Source organism: Kaistia hirudinis (assembly GCF_014196455.1).
Taxonomy (GTDB): domain Bacteria; phylum Pseudomonadota; class Alphaproteobacteria; order Rhizobiales; family Kaistiaceae; genus Kaistia; species Kaistia hirudinis.
In genome coordinates, this window is sequence record NZ_JACIDS010000001.1 from 999,470 (window position 1) to 1,015,352 (window position 15,883).

A 15,883-nucleotide genomic window follows, 5' to 3' on the forward strand; every position below is an offset into this window, starting at 1 on the left:
CACGCAGCGTTCAACCAGCTTGATCAATCGCGGCGAAGACTGGCCTTGATCAGCCGATCCGCGACCGCCGCCAGCGAGCGGGACGGTCCGCCCTCGCCGAAGAGCTGGCCCGAAACATAGGCGCCTTCGACGAGCAGCAGCAGGCCATCGCCGAGCTCTTCGGGATCGACGGCTCCCATGGCGGCGGCGAATTCGGTCAGCCGCTGGCGCAGCGCGCGCTTGTTGGCCTCGGCGACCTGGCGCGCCGGATTGGCGGGGTCGGGATATTCGACGGCCGCATTGGTCATGCCGCAGCCGCGATAGCCGGCGCGCTGAGCCCGCTCGCCGGTGCGCCGCAGGAAGGCGAGCAGCCGCTCGCGCGGATTATCCGAGCCCGACCCGTCCAGCGCCGCCTCGAAGCGGTGCCAGAAATCGGCATCGTATTCGCGCATATAGGCAGCGGCGAGCTCATCCTTGGATGCGAAGGCGCGATAAAGGCTCGGCTTGGTGACGCCGGCGCGCGCTACGATCTCGTCGACGCCGACAGCCCGGATACCTTCGCGATAGAACAGATCGCTCGCCGTCCCGAGAATGCGCTCGGCCGCGCGCGGCTTCGCGGCTTCGGCAGGCTTCGCCTCGGGCTGCACCGGCATGCTCGGACTCGCTCTATCGGTCATGTCGCCAACCGGAATGAATGAGGATCGGGATGCTACGGAACGGTCAGTAACATCAATATAGTCGATCGCGGTCCCTTCGACCAGAGCGCCGCCGGCAGCGCGCGACGATCATGCGCGCCCGCCCACGACCGGCGAGGCCTGGCAGCGCATCAATGACATAGCGACACCCTTTAAGATTGCATGAACTCATCAGTGCAATTGCCTTCAGTTTTTCCTTCGACCAAAGCATAGACAGTTCACGGTTGCGAGCATTCGGCGCCATTGCCAGTGATTGAGGAAGGTACTAGGGTGACGAAGATTAGAACTGCGTGCGTCCAGGGGGAGGATTGTCGTGGGTCTATTAGGAAGAGTTCGCAATAGAGCCAATATTGCGTTCGAAGGCGCGACAAATGCGGCGCAGGCTGGCCCGCATGTTGATCTTGACCGCAAGCTTCAGATTTTGCTGATGCAGCAATATCGGCTGATGGCGGCGCCAATTCCCTTCACGGACGTCGAATTCAGCTCCTATTCGCAGAACGGCGAGGACGGGATTCTTCTCTACCTTTTCTCGGTCATCGGCTCGGGCGGCAAGCGCGCCGTCGAGATCGGCGCCGGCGACGGCGTCGAATGCAACAGTGCCAACCTCGTGATCAACCATGGCTGGAATGCGCTGCTGATCGACGGAGACCCCACCAATATCGCCAAGGGCCGCGCGCATTATGCGCGGCGCACCGGGGCGTGGCGGCTTCGCCGCCTGCCTCCGACGCTCGTGCAGGCCTGGATTTCGGCCGAGAACATCAACCAACTGATCGAGGATCACGGGTTCAGCGGGGAGGTCGACCTGCTGTCGATCGATATCGACGGGATGGATTACTGGATCCTCCAGGCCCTGACCTGCGTGTCCGCGCGCGTTCTCGTCGTCGAATTCAACAATCGTTGGTCCGCCGACCAGACCGTCACCGTGCCCTATTCCAAGACCTTCGTCGGCGACGGTGTCCTCGGCGAGGATGCCGGCTATTTCGGCGCCAGCCTCTCCGCCTTCGCGAAACTTGGCCGCGATCGCGGCTACCGACTGATCGGCGTCAACGGGCCTGCCACCAACGCATTCTTTCTGCGCGAGGGTGTCGGCGAGGACCGGTTTCCGGCCGTGACGGTCGAATCCTGCCTCGCCACCGACTATGCCCGCCATCAGGTCAGGACGAAGGGCGCAGCCCTCGCCGGCCGCGAGGTCGTGCTGGTCTAGTCGAGGCCGCATCCCCCGTCTGACCGCGATCGCCTCGTTGGCCGAGATTGCGGCCCGAGTGTCGCGGGCCCTGCGGACGGCAGCTAGCCTGCCCCGATGCCGCCCAGCAACACGGCGTGGTATCCCCTTGCCGGGCCTCTCGGATTCGCGCTGTATTCCGAGCCATCGCCTCGGCCAGCGTCAGCCCAATCGACCATCGACTAAGACGAACAGCCGCCTTGATCAGGTCGGCGAAGCCACCTCTGGCTGGCCTCAAACCGACCCGCCCGACAATTTCAGCGGCGCCATCTTGACGATGTAACAGACCGGTACGTATCATCTCAACAGATGCAACGGAACGGTCAGTAACATGAGCCTAGCAGGTCGGCTGTCCCTCGGCCAGAAATACGCCTTTGTCGTCACGGGGGTGATCTTCCTGGCGCTTCTCGCCTCCGCCGGTCTGCGCGCGTCGCCCGGCGTGATGATGCTGCCGCTCGGCGACGCCTTTGGCTGGGACCGCGGCACGATCTCGTTCGCCGCTGCGGTCGGCATCTTCCTCTATGGCCTGACGGGACCGTTCGCGGCGGCGCTGATGCAGACGGTCGGGGTGCGGCGCACCCTGCTCGGGGCGCTGGTGCTCATGGCGCTTTCGACCGGGCTCTCCGCCTTCATGACGGCGCCCTGGCAGTTCGTGGCGACCTGGGGCGTGCTTTCTGGGCTCGGATCGGGTGCGGTCGCGCTCGTGCTCGGCGCCACCATCGTCAATCGCTGGTTCGTCACCAATCGCGGCTTGGTCATGGGCCTGCTGACCGCTAGCACGGCGACCGGCACGCTGATCTTCCTGCCCGGGCTGGCGGCGCTGGCGGAATGGGGCGGCTGGCGGGCGATCGTGATTGCGATGGCGGTCCTGATCACGGCCTTGATTCCGCTGGCTTATTTCCTCGTGCCGGAGCGTCCCGCCGACATCGGCACCGAGCCCTATGGCGCCAAGGCGGGCGATCCCCTGCCCGCGGCGACCACCGGCAATGCGCTGGCCAATGCACTTCGCACGCTCGCGGAGGCCGCACGGACGCGCACCTTCTGGTATCTCTTCGCCACCTTCTTCATCTGCGGCTTCACGACCAACGGCCTCGTCGGCACGCATATGATCGCGTTCTGCGCCGATATGGGCATTCCCGAGGTGCAGGCGGCCAGTATGCTGGCGATGATGGGACTGTTCGATCTGTTCGGAACGACAGCTTCCGGCTGGCTGACCGACCGTTTCGACCCGCGCAAGCTTCTCTTCGTCTATTATCTGCTGCGTGGCCTCTCGTTGATGTACCTGCCCTTCAGCGATTTTTCCTTCTATTCGCTGTCGTTCTTCGTCGTCTTCTATGGGCTCGACTGGATCGCGACGGTGCCGCCCACCGTCCGGCTCGCCACCGAGGCCTTCGGCGAGCGGCGCGGGCCGATCGTGTTCGGCTGGGTGGTGGCGGGGCATCAGGTCGGCGCCGCGGCGGCGGCGTTCTTCGGCGGCTATATGCGCACCGTGCAGGGCAACTATTTCGACGCCTTCTTCATCGCCGGCACGACCGGTATCGTCGCGGCGGGAATCGCCCTGCTGATCGCACGGCCGAAACGGCAGGATCCCGCCCTTTCGGCGGCCTGATCAGTCGTCGCCGGCATAGAGTTCGGCGCCATCCTCGATGGCGTAATAGTCGCCCTTTTCGGCGATGAAGATGTGCCGGCCGATCGTGAGACCGGTCGGCGTTTCGAGCGAGCCCATCGCCACCGCGACGCGGCCGGAGCCGGGACGGCGCCAGAACAGGGCCGAGCCACAGGTGCCGCAGAAGCCGCGCTCGGCGATATCGGACGAGCGATACCAGACGAGGCGATCCGAGCCCTCGATCGAGAGGTCGGCCTCGGCGACATTGGTCGAGACCCAGTAGTGGCCCGACTGGCGCCGGCACATCGTGCAATGGCACGCGACCGGCGTCGCCCGCGGGCCGCCAATGGCGAAAGCGACGGCGCCGCAGAGGCACCGCCCCTTCAGACGCGACGAGTCCCCCTCGCCCATCGGCTCAGATGCCCGATGCGGCGGCCGCCTGGAGGGCCTGTCCCTGCCGGCTGTGCTTGAGCAGTTCGGCGACAAGGAAGGCGAGTTCCAGCGACTGGTCGGCATTGAGGCGCGGGTCGCAATGGGTGTGGTAGCGATCCGACAGATCCTCGTCGGTGATCGCGCGGGCACCGCCGGTGCATTCGGTGACGTTCTTGCCGGTCATCTCGATATGGATGCCGCCGGGGAAGGTGCCCTCGCCGGCATGGACCTCGAAGAAGGTCTTCACCTCCTTGAGCACCAGATCGAACGGACGCGTCTTGTAGCCGGTGACCGCCTTGATCGTGTTGCCATGCATGGGATCGCACGACCAGACGACCGAGCGCCCTTCCCGCTCCACCGCGCGGATGAGGCCGGGCAGGTGGTCATAGACCTTGCCGGCGCCGAAGCGGCAGATCAGCGTGAGGCGGCCGGGCTCGTTGTCGGGGTTCAGCACGTCGATCAGCTGGATGAGACCATCCGGCGTCAGCGAGGGGCCGCATTTCAAACCGATCGGATTGCGGATGCCGCGCATATAGTCGACATGGGCGTTCTCGACCTGGCGCGTGCGGTCGCCGATCCACAGCATGTGGCCGGAGGTCGCGTACCAGTCGCCGCTGGTCGAATCGACGCGCGTCATCGCCTGCTCGTAACCGAGCAGCAGCGCCTCGTGCGAGGTGAAGAAATCCGTCGAGCGCAGCGACGGCGCGGTATCCGGATCGATGCCGCAGGCGCGCATGAAGGCCATGGCCTCGGAAATGCGGTCGGCGATCTCCTGGTAGTGATGGCCCTGCGGCGAATCCTTGACGAAGCCGAGCATCCATTGATGCACATGCTCGAGATTGGCATAGCCGCCCTGCGCGAAGGCGCGCAGCAGGTTCAGCGTCGCCGCGGATTGGCGGTAGGAATCCTCGATCCGGCGCGGATCGGGAATGCGCGACTCCGGCGTGAAGTCGATGCCGTTGATGTTGTCGCCGCGATAGCTCGGCAGCTCGACATCGCCGATCTTCTCCATCGGCGCGGAGCGCGGCTTGGCGAACTGGCCGGCGATGCGGCCGACCTTCACCACCGGCATCGAGCCGGCGAAGGTCAGCACCACGGCCATCTGCAGGAAGACGCGGAAGAAATCGCGGATATTGTCCGGATGGTGCTCGGCGAAGCTCTCGGCGCAGTCCCCGCCCTGCAGCAGGAACGCCTCGCCGCGCGAGACCTGCGCGAGCGCCTTCTTGAGCTTGCGTGCCTCGCCGGCGAAGACCAGCGGCGGATAGGTCGAGAGCCGCGCCTCGACGGCGGCGAGCGCCTCCGGATCGGGATAGACCGGCACCTGTTCGATCGGCTTGCCGCGCCAGCTGTCCGGCTTCCAGTTCGTCTTCATGATCTGTCGCTCCACCGCTCCGCCGGTGCTCCCCAACACCGCGGAAAGGCGAGCCTTATACACGCGCGCGGGCTCAGCGGCCAGCATCGCCCGCAAGGGGCGGCGCAAGGCTCGCCCACAGATGCGCGGTCGCCAGCGAGCGGAACGGCGCGAAGGGCCGCATCAGCGCCTCCTGCGCCGCCATGTCGGGCCGCACCTCGAGGCCGTGGAGGCGCTGGAGGGCCGTTGCGAGGCCGGAATCCCCAACCGGGGCGACATCGCCATGGCCGAGCCCGCGCAGCATGACATAGCGCGCCGTCCAGCGGCCGATGCCGCGGAGCGCGACGAGCCTTTCCTCGGCCTCGTCGGCCGGCAAGAGGGCCAGCGCGTCGAGGTCGAGCGTCCCTTCGGTGACGGCGCGGGCGACGCCGATGAGATAGGCGGCCTTGGCGCGCGAGAAGCGGCGGGCGGTCAGGGCCTCGGGCGCGAGCGCGGCGATGTCGGCGGGCGTCGGATGCAGCCGCCATCCGCTCTCGCCATGGGGCGCGCCCGCAAGGTCCACCATCTCCCGCCGCAGCGCCGCCGCGAAGGTCAGGTTGATCTGCTGCCCGATCACGGCCCAGCACATCGCTTCCCAGGCATGGGCGGTCAGCGGCAGGCGCAGGCCGGGCCGTCCCGCCACCAGCCGCGCCACGATCGGGTCGCGCTCCGCGATCCGATCGAGCCCGGCGGCATCGGCGTTGAGGCCGAGCATGCGCCGCGCGATGGCGAGCACGGCTTCGGCCTCCGCCGGAACGAGCGGACGATCGGCGGCAAGCGTCGCAGCCGTGCCGGAGCCGAGATCGATCGCGACCAGCGTCGGCCCGCCGGCTAGGCGTAGCGGCTTCAGGATGCGAGCCCCTTCGACCCGCTCCGTCAGGCTCGCCCCGTCGCGGCCGTGATAGGCCAGCACCTCTGCCGCCCGATAGAAGGCGGGCAGTGGCAGCTCGGCGAAGAGGCGCATCAGGCGTCGCGATCCGGCCGGCAGCGCCGGCAGGCGCGCAGCCCCGCCGCCTCCGCCTCGCCCCGGTCGGCGAAGAAGCGCACATTCTCCGGCTTCGGCGGCCGCGACGGACAGGCGGGCAAGCAATAGATGCCGGTGGTGACGACGCCATAGAGGCGGGCGGTCTCAGGGAAGGGCATGGCAAGGCTCATGCAGCCAGCATCGCCCCTCCCCGCGCCTGCCGCCACCCGTTTGTTGCTGGCGGTGCGGAAGGGGCGGAGGCGGTGGCCGTAGGGAGCTTTCAGAGGGAGGCATGCCGTGCCGTCGGGAATGGTCGCCCGATCCCAATCCCATTCGCCGTCATCCCGGCGAACGCCGGGATCCATGCAGCCTGTGTCGTATCAGCGTCCAGCGCTTCGGCTGGATGGATCCCGGGTCAAGCCCGGGATGACGCCGGAGTGTGGGGCGCTGCCGGCAAAGCGACTTTGCGCGGTGGCTCCCCCCCTCCCCGACCCTCCCCCGCAAGCGGGAGAGGGGGAAGAGGGGAGCGCGCAGGACCGCCCTGCGCGTGGGCCTCTTTCTTTCACCTCTCCCAGAGGGAGAGGTCGACGCACGCAGTGCGGCGGGTGAGGGGTTAGGGAAGGCGCAGAATAAGGCGCTGATCCGCCTTTCGTAAAACCTGATGGACCGTAACCCCTCACCCGGCCCTGTGGGCCGACCTCTCCCTCTGGGAGAGGTGAAGGAAGAGCCTCATCCCCACCGCCCCCGCCCTCACCCCGCGTCGGGGTCGAAGCCTTCGAAGGTGATCTGGTCGGCGCAGCGCTTCGCTTTCTCGCGCTGTTCGGGGGTGCGGATCGTCCAGGTGATCAGCGGGCCGCGAAAGGCGCGGAAGAGCGAGGTGGCGAAGCTCGGCAGGCCGCCGATGTCGAACGAGACGAAGGACGCGCCGACCCAGGGCGCATCGATGAGGTGGCGGAGGCGGAAACGCCGCTCGGCCTCGAGGAAGCCCCAGTCGTTCAGGTCGGTATAGCGATCCGCCACGATCCCGCGCGGGATTGCCGGCGCGAGACGGCGCATGGCGGCCATCGAGTCCGGATCGAAGGACATCACGACGAAGGGACCGGAATAGGCCGCGAGGATCGGCGCCGCGGCGCGCTCCAGCGCCCGGTTGCCGGAAAAATCGCTCTTGAGTTCGATCACCAGCGGCGCGGCGCCGGCCACCGTCTCCAGCAGCTCGGCGAGCGTCGGAACGCGGTCGCTGCCCGACTTGAAGGCGAGCGCCTTCAGTTCGGCGAGGTCATGCGCGTCGACGCGGCCCGTGCCTTCGAGCAGGCGGTCGACGGTGTCGTCGTGAAACACCACCACCGCGCCGTCACGGGTGAGCTGGAGATCGACCTCGATCGCGAAACGCTTGTCGATCGCGGCGCGGACGGCCGAGAGCGTGTTCTCGATGCGGCCGACGGACGCATCGTGATAGCCGCGATGCGCGATCGGTCGGGCCGTGAGCCAGGCGGGTGCGGGCATGAGCGTCAGTCGATCTCGAAGATCGCCTCCACCTCGACCGCCACGCCGAAGGGAAGGCCGGACACGCCGACGGCCGAGCGGGCGTGACGACCCTTGTCGCCGAAGACCTCGACGAAGAAATCGGACGCGCCGTTCACCACCTTGGGCTGGTCAGTGAAGCCCGGCGCGGACTGGACGAAGCCGACGAGCTTCACGACGCGCGCGACACGATCGAGATCGCCGAGCGCGGCCCGCGCCTGCGCGAGGATGTTGATGGCGCAGAGCTTCGCGGCGGCGCGGCCGTCGTCGATGCCGAAGGCATCGCCCACCGCGCCGACGAATTCGAGGCCCTGCTGGCCGACCGGAATCTGGCCGGAGATGTAGAGCATGCCGCGACTCACCACATAGGGCACATAGTTCGCGGCCGGCGCGGCCGGCGTCGGCAGGTTGATGCCGATGGCGGCAAGGCGGCTTTCGATGAGGCCGGTCATGGCGTAACTCCCGCTTTATGGACCGCTCGGGTTTCGCGCGAATCCACAAGGCCCGCAAGAACCCCTGCCGCGCGAGCTGGCCAAGGGCATCAGAAAGCAAATGGAACTTGCCGCAATTTGCCGTTTCGTTGCACCATTGTCTGGACCGCGTCCGTGACGTCCGGACGACAATGGAGTTTTGCGTGAACCAGAGCGTTGTCACCGTTGCTCGCCGCCTGGCAGGGCCTGCCCTGCTGACGCTGGCGCTCGCTCTGCCGCTGCCGGCCTTCGCCGGCGTGCCGATGATCGCCCATCGCGCGGTCTATGACCTGACGCTCGACATGGACAATTCGTCCGACAAGGTCAGCGATGCCGAAGGGCGCATGGTCTATGATTTCGCCGGTTCGGCCTGCGAGGGGTTCACGACGCGCCTGCGCTTCGTGACGCGAGTTTCCGACGAGGACGGCAATGCCCGCCTGACCGACGTCGCGACGACGACCTTCGAGGATACGGACGGCAAGACGTTCGACTTTTCGACCAAGAGCTTCGTCGACGGCACGCTGTCGGAAGACACCAGCGGCACGGCGAAACGGGTCAACGATAAGGTCGAGGTCAAGGTCGCCAAGCCCTCGACGCGGCGCTTCGAGATCGCGCGCTCGTTCCAGTTCCCGAACCAGCATCTGCAGACGATCATCGAGGCGGCGCTGCGCGGCGACCATTTCATGCAGATCGACCTGTTCGACGGATCGGACAAGGGCGAGAAGGCCTATGAGACGTCCGTCGTCATCGGCAAGCTCGATTCCGGCGACGACGAGTTCGGCGACGCGGTCGTGGCGAAGAGCGCCGGCATCGACACCGTGCGCCACTGGCCGGTGACGATCAGCTATTTCGACGGCCCGGCCAATGGCGAGCAGTCGCCGACCTATGAGCTGTCGTTCATCCTCTACGAGAACGGCATCACGCGCCGCCTGCGGCTCGACTATGGCGATTTCGCGCTGACCGGGAAGATGGTCAAGCTCGACATCACCCCGGTCAAGGTCGGCGGCAAGCACTGCCGCTGACGGATCTCAGCGGTCGCGGCGGACCTTCTCCACCGCGCCGGCCAGCTCGCCAAAATGGCTGATGACGATATCCGGACCGAGCTCGGTGACGGGGATGGTCGTATAGCCGAAATCCACGGCGACGACCGGCACCGCTGCGGCGAGCGCCGTATCGATATCCGTCTTCGAATCGCCGACCATCACGGCGCGTTCCGGCCGCCCGCCGGTGCGGCGGATCGTCTCGATCAGCGCCAGCGGATCGGGCTTGCGCGCCGCGAAGGTGTCGGAGCCGCAGATCGCGTCGAAGCGGGCGGCAAGACCGAGCGTCTCCAGAAGCTGCACCGAGAGCGCTTCCGTCTTGTTGGTGCAGACCGCGAGGCTCCAGCCTGCGGCGGCGAAATGATCCAGCGCCTCGCTCACGCCCGGGAAGGGACGGCTCGCATCGGCGATGTGCGACGAATAATGCGCGATATAGTCCGCGAACAGGCGATCCACTTCCGCGGCGCTGCGCGCGGCGGCATTTGCAGCGAGCCCGCGTTCGATCAGAGCGCGGGCGCCGTGGCCGACCATCGCGCGGGCATCGTTGAAGGGAACCGCCGCGAGGCCCTCGCGCTCCAGCACGACATTGAGCGTCGCAACGAGATCGGCGGCGGTGTCGACGAGCGTGCCGTCGAGGTCGAAAACGAGGGTCGGTCGCATGGAGTGTCCGGACTGGCGGGAGGGGTCGCCCTTCCTATAGGCGAGGCCGGTGCACCGGGCCAGTGGCAGGCGTTGGCGCGCCAACGGCTGCGTGCTAACACACGGCCTCACCTGTGCACCGCGATCTTCGCCAAAGCGGAAGAGACACCCATGCCGACGGCCGATGAACTGAAGCAGATGGCGGCGCTCGCCGCTCTCGAGAAGATCGAGGGCGGCATGAAGCTCGGCCTCGGCTCCGGTTCGACCGCCAACCATTTCGTCAAGTCGCTCGGCGCGCGCGTGCGGGACGGGCTCGACATCATCGGCGTGCCGACCTCGGAGCGCACCGCCCAGCTGGCGAAGGCCGAGGGCATCCGCCTGACGACGCTCGACGAGGTGCCGGCGCTCGACCTGACCGTCGATGGCGCCGACGAGCTCGACGAGAAGCTCCGCCTGATCAAGGGCGGCGGCGGCGCGCTGCTGCGCGAGAAGATCGTCGCGGCCGCCTCGCGCCGCATGATCGTCATCGCCGACGACAGCAAGCTGGTGCCGCATCTCGGCGCCTTCCCGCTGCCGATCGAGGTCAATCTTTTCGGCCTCGGCGCGACGCGCGCGGCGATCGAGGCGGCTGCCTATCGCTTCGGCCAGCCGGCGACGCTGACCCGCCGCCTCGCGGCCGATGGTTCGCCCTTCGTCACCGACGGCGGACATGCCATCATCGATGCATCTTTTGGCCTTATTCGCGATCCAGAAGGCTTGAGTCTCGCTCTTTCCGCGATTCCGGGGGTCGTGGAGCACGGTCTGTTCATTGGTCTCGCGACGTCTGCCGCGATCGCCACCCCTGATGGCGTCCGCTGGCTGCACGCTTAAGTCACTCAGAAGCTCATCGGGAGCCCGTTCAATGAAGCTTAACCGCACCGCCTTTCGCGCCGCCGCGCTCGCGATGGGCATCGTCGTCGGCCTTGCCGGCGCCGCCCGCGCCGACGAGGTCACGCCGGAGCACCTCGCCGCCGCGAAGTCCGCCATCGATGCGGCGAAGAACTTCAAGGGCTTCGACAATCTGCTGCCGCTGCTCGCGCAGCAGACGCAGAACCGCCTGATCCGCCTGCGCCCCGACCAGCACCAGCTGATCTCGCAGGTCGTCGACCAGGAATCGCTCGACCTCGCCTCGCGCCGCGTCGATCTCGACAATGATGTCGCGCGCATCATGGCGAAGTACTTCACGCAGGAAGAGCTCGTTCAGATCGCGGCGTTCTACAACACCACCGCCGGCAAGAAGTTCGCCGACCTGCTGCCGAAGGTTTCGACCGAGGCGCTGCAGGCCGTGAAGGGCTGGTCGGATCGCGTCGGCGAAGAGCTCTACGAGAAGTCGGTCGCCGATCTGAAGAAGAAAGGCGTCGAATTCTAATCGACGCAGCCGGGGCTGAGCGCATGTCGACCTACGACGTCGATCTCTTCGTCATCGGCGCGGGTTCGGGCGGCGTGCGCGCCGGTCGGATTGCCGCGTCGCATGGCGCCCGCGTCATGGTCGCCGAGGAGTTCCGCGTCGGCGGCACCTGCGTGATCCGCGGCTGCGTGCCGAAGAAGCTCCTCGTCTACGCCTCGCATTTCTCGGACACCTTCGAGGACGCCGCCGGCTTCGGCTGGAGCGTCGGCGAGACCCGCTTCGACTGGCCGCGCCTGATCGCGGCCAAGGATCGCGAGATCGACCGGCTCAACGCCGCCTATATCCGCAATCTCGAGCGCTCCGGCGCGACGATCGAGCCGATGCGGGCGATCATCGAGGATCCGCATTCGGTCCGCCTCGCGGATGGCCGCCTCGTCACCGCCGGCACGATCCTGATCGCGACCGGCGGCCAGCCCTATATCGACGCGACGCTACCGGGGCGCGAGCTCGCCATCACCTCGAACGAGGCGTTTCATCTCCCGCGCCTGCCCGAGCGCATCGTCGTCGTGGGCGGCGGCTTCATCGCGGTCGAGTTCGCCGGCATCTTCAACGGCCTCGGCGTAGAGACGACGCTGCTCCATCGAGGCGACGCGCTGCTGCGCGGCTTCGACGAGGATCTGCGCCACAAGCTGCGCGAGGAGATCGAAAAGCACGGCATCCGCCTGGTGCTCGCCGACAGCCCCGCCGAGATCCTGAAGGCGGATGAGGAGCTCGTCCTGCGCACAAGGGGCGGGCTCGACATCCGCGCCGGCGAGGTGATGATCGCCACGGGCCGCCGGCCGAACACGGCCGGCCTCGGCCTCGAGGCGGCCGGCGTCGCGGTGGATGCGGCCGGGGCCGTCATCGTCGACGACTATTCGCAGACCAATGTCCCCTCGATCTATGCCGTGGGCGACGTGACCAACCGCGTGAACCTGACGCCCGTGGCGATCCGCGAGGGCCATGCCTTCGCCGATACGGTCTTCGGCGGCAAGAAGGTCGCGGTCGACCATTTCTGCATCCCGAAGGCCGTATTCTCGCAGCCCGAGATCGGCACGGTCGGCCTGACCGAGGCCGAGGCGCTCGCCCAGTTCCCGGCGGTCGACATCTACAAGGCCGATTTCCGCCCGATGAAGCACACGCTCTCGGGCCGAGACGAGCGCATGCTGATGAAGCTGGTCGTCGATGGTGAGAGCCAGCGCGTGCTCGGCTGCCATATCCTTGGCGAGGGCGGCGCGGAAATGGCGCAGCTCGTCGCGATCGCAATCAAGATGCGCGCGACCAAGGCCGATTTCGACGCCACCATGGCGCTGCATCCGACCGCCGCCGAGGAACTCGTCACCATGCGCGAGCCCTCCGTCCGCCACCGGCGGTAGGAGGCGCGGGCGCCCTGCTCCTTCACCTCTCCCCGAGGGAGAGGTGAAGAAGGCGCCCTTTGGCTGCGGCCGTGCCCCGTCCGCCTCTGGCGCCTTGCGGCGGCGCGCCCTAGATGGTGGGATGGCTTCCCCCACTTCTCGAAAGAGCCGCCTTCCATGACAGCCTCCCGCGATGCGCGGCTGACCGTCCTGCCCTCGCTGCGTGAAATCCCGCGCGCGGCCTGGGATGCCTGTGCCAATCCGGGCTGGGACAGCGCGCGGCCCTTCGGCGGCGATCCGGACGCCTTCCTGCGCACGGCCGGCGGCTCGCAAAGTGAATCAAGGGCGCCTTACAACCCGTTCGTTTCATATGATTTTCTTGTCTCGCTCGAAGAAGCGCGCTGCGCCGTCGGGCGGACCGGCTGGCAGGGGCGCCATCTCGTGCTCGGCGAGGTCGATGCGCTGACGGCCGTGGCGCCGTGCTACGAGAAGACCCACTCCATGGGCGAATATGTCTTCGACCATGGCTGGGCCGATGCTTATGAGCGCGCCGGCGGCCGCTATTATCCGAAGCTGCAGGTCTCCGTCCCCTTCACGCCTGCCACAGGCCCGCGCCTCCTCGTGCGCGACGCGGCCGACGATACGGCCCGCGCCATTCTCGCCGCCGGGCTGATCGAGCTTGCGCGCCAGACCGGCTCCTCCTCCGTCCACGCGACCTTCCTCGAAGAGACCGACGCGACGACGCTGGAGGCTGCCGGCTTCCTGCCCCGGACCGACCAGCAGTTCCAGTTCGACAATCCCGGCTATCGCGACTTCGACGATTTTCTGGACGCGCTCGCTTCGCGCAAGCGCAAGACGATCCGCCGCGAACGGCGCGACGCACTCATCGGCGGTCTCGAGGTCGAGGTCCTGACGGGTCCGGCGATCGACGAGGCGGCCTGGGACGCCTTCTTCGAGTTCTATCAGGACACCGGTGCGCGAAAATGGGGCAGGCCGTACCTGAACCGGCGCTTCTTCTCGATCGTAGGAGAGCGCATGAACGACCGCATTCTCCTCCTCTTCGCCCGGCGCGGCAGCCAGCGCATCGCCGGCGCGCTGAATTTCATCGGATCGGACGCGCTTTACGGGCGTTATTGGGGCGCCGTCGAGGAGGTTCCGTTCCTGCATTTCGAGCTCTGCTACCACCAGGCGGTGGAATGGGCGATCGACCATCGCCTGCCGCGCGTCGAGGCCGGCGCCCAAGGCGAGCACAAGCTGGCACGCGGCTACCGGCCCGTGATCACGCGCTCGGCGCATTACATCGCCGACCCGAACCTTCGCCGCGCGATCGCCGATTATCTGGCCCGCGAGCGTGCCGCCGTCGCGGCCGAACATGAATTGCTGGAGGAGCACGTGCCGTTCCGCTCCGGCGAGGGCCCGGCATGACGGCACTCATCGTCTGGATCGCCGCCGCGGCGGTCGTGCTGCTCGCAGAGCGGCGGCCCCGCGCCGTCCTGTTCACGCTCGCCGCCTTCACCTTCCTGATGGCGCTGTTCCTGCTGCCCTTCGGCGATGTGAACCGGGCGGCGCTGTTCGCTCTGGTGCTGGCGCTCGCCATCGGCGGCGCCTCGGCGGTCAAGCATCATCACAGCGGCATGAAGCTCGCCTTCGCCGATATCGCGCTCGCCACGGCCGGCACGATCCCCTTCATGATCCGCCAATATCGCCGCACCGCGGTGATGACCTTCGCCGGCGCGGCGCTGCTCATCCTCGCCGCCCTCTTCGGCGCCATCTTCCTGGCCGGGGAACGGATCGACTGGACGCGGCGGGCGCTGGTGCTCGCCACCGCCTTCGGCGCGATGCTTGCGACCTACTATGCGGCCGGCGGCGCGCGGCGCTTCCGTGCCGATCTGCACGCCGGTGCGCGCTTCTTCTCCTTCTTCATCGCCTCCATCATCGACGTGCCGAGCTGGTGGCCGACCACGGGGCTGCGCATGCTCGATGTCGGCGCGGCGCCGCTGCCGCTCGCCGCGCCACGGCCGGCGCGCGGCGACATCCGCCCCGACATCATCGTCGTGCAGCACGAATCCGTCTTCGATCCGCGCCTGTTCGGCCTGCCGGTCGACGAGAAGATCGCCGCGTTCCTCGAGCCCGAGGGCGGCCGCTCGGGGCGCCTCCATGTCGATATCTATGGCGGCGGCTCCTGGCAGACGGAGTTCAGCCTGCTGACGGGCCTTTCCTCCGCGAGCTTCGGGCCGGATTCCTATTTCCTGTTCAAGAAGGGCGTCGGCCGCTTCCGCCACGCGCTGCCGATCGAGCTGGCCCAGCTCGGCTATCGCACCATGCTGGCGACCAGCTGCCGGCGCGACTTCCTCAATTACGACGCGTTCTATGCCGGCATCGGTGTCGAGGAGCGGCATTTCTCCGACACCTACCCCCCGCCCTTCGATCTCGTCGGCTTCGAGGCGACGAACTCCGACACGGATTTCTTCGCCGCGACGCGCGAGGCGCTGTTTCGCGCGCTGGACGATGATCCGGCGCCGCGGTTCCTGATGGCGCTCACCAATTTCAACCACGGTCCGCACGAGACGGAGATCATCCCGCCCCATCTGCGCAAGGACGCCCGCGATTTCGCCCTCGCCGCCCTGCCCGACCGGACCTATGCCGAATATTACGCCCGCCTCGACGAGACGGCGGAGAGCTGGGCGGCGTTCAAGGCGGCGCTCGCGGAGCGCCATCCCGGCCGGCCGATGCTGTTCGTGCGCTATGGCGACCACCAGCCGACCATGACGCGCGCCATCGAGAAGGCGCTTTCGATCGCCTCCGACGATCCGCGCCAGTTCGAGACCTTCTTCGCGCTCGAAGCGGTCGGCTTCACGCCGGATTTTGCGCATGTGCCGGACCGGCTCGACATCGCGCAGCTCGGGACAGCCGCGCTCGCTGCCACGCCGCTGCCGCTGGATGCCGTGAGCGCGACGCGTCTTGCGCTGCTGCCGCGGATCGGCCCCGCCTATCTCGCCTCGACGCTGCCGGAGAAGCGCGCCTTCCACCGCACTCTGGTGGATCGGCGCGCCATCCTGCTCGAACGCGAGGCGCCCGCCTTGCACGGCGCCCCCGAACGGGCATAACTCGGCGCGCTTCCGACGGACGAGAGGATGGACCAGC

At 67.5% G+C, this 15,883-nt stretch carries 16 protein-coding genes; 8 read left to right on the top strand and 8 right to left on the bottom strand.

Annotated elements, in window-relative coordinates; translation table 11 throughout:
* Positions 1 to 23 precede the first annotated feature (23 nt).
* Positions 24 to 632, bottom strand: coding sequence for a TetR/AcrR family transcriptional regulator (locus tag GGR25_RS04590; RefSeq protein WP_183397509.1), 609 nt, complete (start codon positions 630 to 632; stop codon positions 24 to 26).
* Positions 633 to 1,101: 469 nt separating this feature from the next.
* Between GGR25_RS04590 and GGR25_RS04595 the strand changes: the two genes are divergently transcribed.
* The gene (locus GGR25_RS04595; protein WP_183397510.1) at positions 1,102 to 1,878 is read left to right on the top strand and encodes a hypothetical protein; all 777 of its coding nucleotides are present in this window, start codon (positions 1,102 to 1,104) and stop codon (positions 1,876 to 1,878) included.
* A gap of 349 nt (positions 1,879 to 2,227) precedes the next feature.
* Positions 2,228 to 3,505 carry an MFS transporter gene (locus GGR25_RS04600; protein WP_183397511.1) on the top strand — a complete coding sequence of 426 codons (1,278 nt, stop codon included), beginning with the start codon at positions 2,228 to 2,230 and terminating at the stop codon, positions 3,503 to 3,505.
* Here GGR25_RS04600 and GGR25_RS04605 read toward each other — a convergent pair whose 3' ends face one another.
* The 6 genes from GGR25_RS04605 to GGR25_RS04630 all read right to left on the bottom strand — a co-directional run bounded on the left by GGR25_RS04605 (position 3,506) and on the right by GGR25_RS04630 (position 8,261).
* Complete coding sequence (locus GGR25_RS04605; RefSeq protein ID WP_183397512.1) at positions 3,506 to 3,913, bottom strand: GFA family protein; 408 nt, start codon at positions 3,911 to 3,913, stop codon at positions 3,506 to 3,508. It abuts the gene before it with no gap.
* 4 nt (positions 3,914 to 3,917) lie between these two features.
* On the bottom strand, positions 3,918 to 5,306 hold the full coding sequence (locus GGR25_RS04610; protein WP_183397513.1) for a class II 3-deoxy-7-phosphoheptulonate synthase: 1,389 nt from the start codon (positions 5,304 to 5,306) through the stop codon (positions 3,918 to 3,920).
* A 73-nt stretch (positions 5,307 to 5,379) separates the two neighbouring features.
* Positions 5,380 to 6,288, bottom strand: a complete 909-nt coding sequence (locus GGR25_RS04615) for a DNA-3-methyladenine glycosylase family protein (protein WP_183397514.1) — start codon at positions 6,286 to 6,288, stop codon at positions 5,380 to 5,382.
* On the bottom strand, positions 6,288 to 6,467 hold the full coding sequence (locus GGR25_RS04620; protein WP_380147044.1) for an Ada metal-binding domain-containing protein: 180 nt from the start codon (positions 6,465 to 6,467) through the stop codon (positions 6,288 to 6,290). The genes GGR25_RS04615 and GGR25_RS04620 overlap by 1 nt, the downstream gene beginning before the upstream one ends.
* Before the next feature lie 571 nt (positions 6,468 to 7,038).
* Positions 7,039 to 7,791 carry a glycerophosphodiester phosphodiesterase family protein gene (locus GGR25_RS04625; RefSeq protein WP_183397516.1) on the bottom strand — a complete coding sequence of 251 codons (753 nt, stop codon included), beginning with the start codon at positions 7,789 to 7,791 and terminating at the stop codon, positions 7,039 to 7,041.
* Between the two features lie 5 nt (positions 7,792 to 7,796).
* Entirely contained in the window at positions 7,797 to 8,261 is a 465-nt protein-coding gene (locus tag GGR25_RS04630) for a RidA family protein (RefSeq protein ID WP_183397517.1), read from the bottom strand.
* 182 nt (positions 8,262 to 8,443) lie between these two features.
* Here GGR25_RS04630 and GGR25_RS04635 point away from each other — a divergent pair, with 182 nt between their 5' ends.
* A complete protein-coding gene (locus tag GGR25_RS04635) occupies positions 8,444 to 9,301 on the top strand; it encodes an EipB family protein (protein WP_183397518.1) in 858 nt (285 codons plus the stop codon).
* A gap of 6 nt (positions 9,302 to 9,307) precedes the next feature.
* Here GGR25_RS04635 and gph read toward each other — a convergent pair whose 3' ends face one another.
* Complete coding sequence (gene gph, locus GGR25_RS04640; RefSeq protein WP_183397519.1) at positions 9,308 to 9,979, bottom strand: phosphoglycolate phosphatase; 672 nt, start codon at positions 9,977 to 9,979, stop codon at positions 9,308 to 9,310.
* A 150-nt stretch (positions 9,980 to 10,129) separates the two neighbouring features.
* Between gph and rpiA the strand changes: the two genes are divergently transcribed.
* The 5 genes from rpiA to GGR25_RS04665 all read left to right on the top strand — a co-directional run bounded on the left by rpiA (position 10,130) and on the right by GGR25_RS04665 (position 15,846).
* Positions 10,130 to 10,828 (top strand): ribose-5-phosphate isomerase RpiA, encoded by a 699-nt coding sequence (gene rpiA / locus GGR25_RS04645; protein WP_183397520.1) that lies wholly within the window; start codon positions 10,130 to 10,132, stop codon positions 10,826 to 10,828.
* 31 nt (positions 10,829 to 10,859) lie between these two features.
* Positions 10,860 to 11,366, top strand: coding sequence for a DUF2059 domain-containing protein (locus tag GGR25_RS04650; protein ID WP_183397521.1), 507 nt, complete (start codon positions 10,860 to 10,862; stop codon positions 11,364 to 11,366).
* Positions 11,367 to 11,389: 23 nt separating this feature from the next.
* Positions 11,390 to 12,760, top strand: coding sequence for a glutathione-disulfide reductase (gene gor, locus GGR25_RS04655; protein WP_183397522.1), 1,371 nt, complete (start codon positions 11,390 to 11,392; stop codon positions 12,758 to 12,760).
* 156 nt (positions 12,761 to 12,916) lie between these two features.
* The gene (locus tag GGR25_RS04660) at positions 12,917 to 14,164 is read left to right on the top strand and encodes a GNAT family N-acetyltransferase (RefSeq protein ID WP_183397523.1); all 1,248 of its coding nucleotides are present in this window, start codon (positions 12,917 to 12,919) and stop codon (positions 14,162 to 14,164) included.
* On the top strand, positions 14,161 to 15,846 hold the full coding sequence (locus GGR25_RS04665) for a sulfatase-like hydrolase/transferase (protein ID WP_183397524.1): 1,686 nt from the start codon (positions 14,161 to 14,163) through the stop codon (positions 15,844 to 15,846). The genes GGR25_RS04660 and GGR25_RS04665 overlap by 4 nt, the downstream gene beginning before the upstream one ends.
* Positions 15,847 to 15,883: the final 37 nt, after the last annotated feature.

Bases quoted from the DNA above. Each gene is read 5' to 3' on its own strand.
- GGR25_RS04630 (WP_183397517.1), bottom strand. From the start codon at position 8,261: ATGACCGGCCTCATCGAAAGCCGCCTTGCCGCCATCGGCATCAACCTG.
- GGR25_RS04615 (WP_183397514.1), bottom strand. From the start codon at position 6,288: ATGCGCCTCTTCGCCGAGCTGCCACTGCCCGCCTTCTATCGGGCGGCA.
- GGR25_RS04600 (WP_183397511.1), top strand. From the start codon at position 2,228: ATGAGCCTAGCAGGTCGGCTGTCCCTCGGCCAGAAATACGCCTTTGTC.
- GGR25_RS04595 (WP_183397510.1), top strand. From the start codon at position 1,102: ATGCAGCAATATCGGCTGATGGCGGCGCCAATTCCCTTCACGGACGTC.
- GGR25_RS04610 (WP_183397513.1), bottom strand. From the start codon at position 5,306: ATGAAGACGAACTGGAAGCCGGACAGCTGGCGCGGCAAGCCGATCGAA.
- gph (WP_183397519.1), bottom strand. From the start codon at position 9,979: ATGCGACCGACCCTCGTTTTCGACCTCGACGGCACGCTCGTCGACACC.
- rpiA (WP_183397520.1), top strand. From the start codon at position 10,130: ATGCCGACGGCCGATGAACTGAAGCAGATGGCGGCGCTCGCCGCTCTC.
- GGR25_RS04660 (WP_183397523.1), top strand. From the start codon at position 12,917: ATGACAGCCTCCCGCGATGCGCGGCTGACCGTCCTGCCCTCGCTGCGT.
- GGR25_RS04620 (WP_380147044.1), bottom strand. From the start codon at position 6,467: ATGCCCTTCCCTGAGACCGCCCGCCTCTATGGCGTCGTCACCACCGGC.
- GGR25_RS04650 (WP_183397521.1), top strand. From the start codon at position 10,860: ATGAAGCTTAACCGCACCGCCTTTCGCGCCGCCGCGCTCGCGATGGGC.
- GGR25_RS04590 (WP_183397509.1), bottom strand. From the start codon at position 632: ATGCCGGTGCAGCCCGAGGCGAAGCCTGCCGAAGCCGCGAAGCCGCGC.
- GGR25_RS04625 (WP_183397516.1), bottom strand. From the start codon at position 7,791: ATGCCCGCACCCGCCTGGCTCACGGCCCGACCGATCGCGCATCGCGGC.
- gor (WP_183397522.1), top strand. From the start codon at position 11,390: ATGTCGACCTACGACGTCGATCTCTTCGTCATCGGCGCGGGTTCGGGC.
- GGR25_RS04605 (WP_183397512.1), bottom strand. From the start codon at position 3,913: ATGGGCGAGGGGGACTCGTCGCGTCTGAAGGGGCGGTGCCTCTGCGGC.
- GGR25_RS04665 (WP_183397524.1), top strand. From the start codon at position 14,161: ATGACGGCACTCATCGTCTGGATCGCCGCCGCGGCGGTCGTGCTGCTC.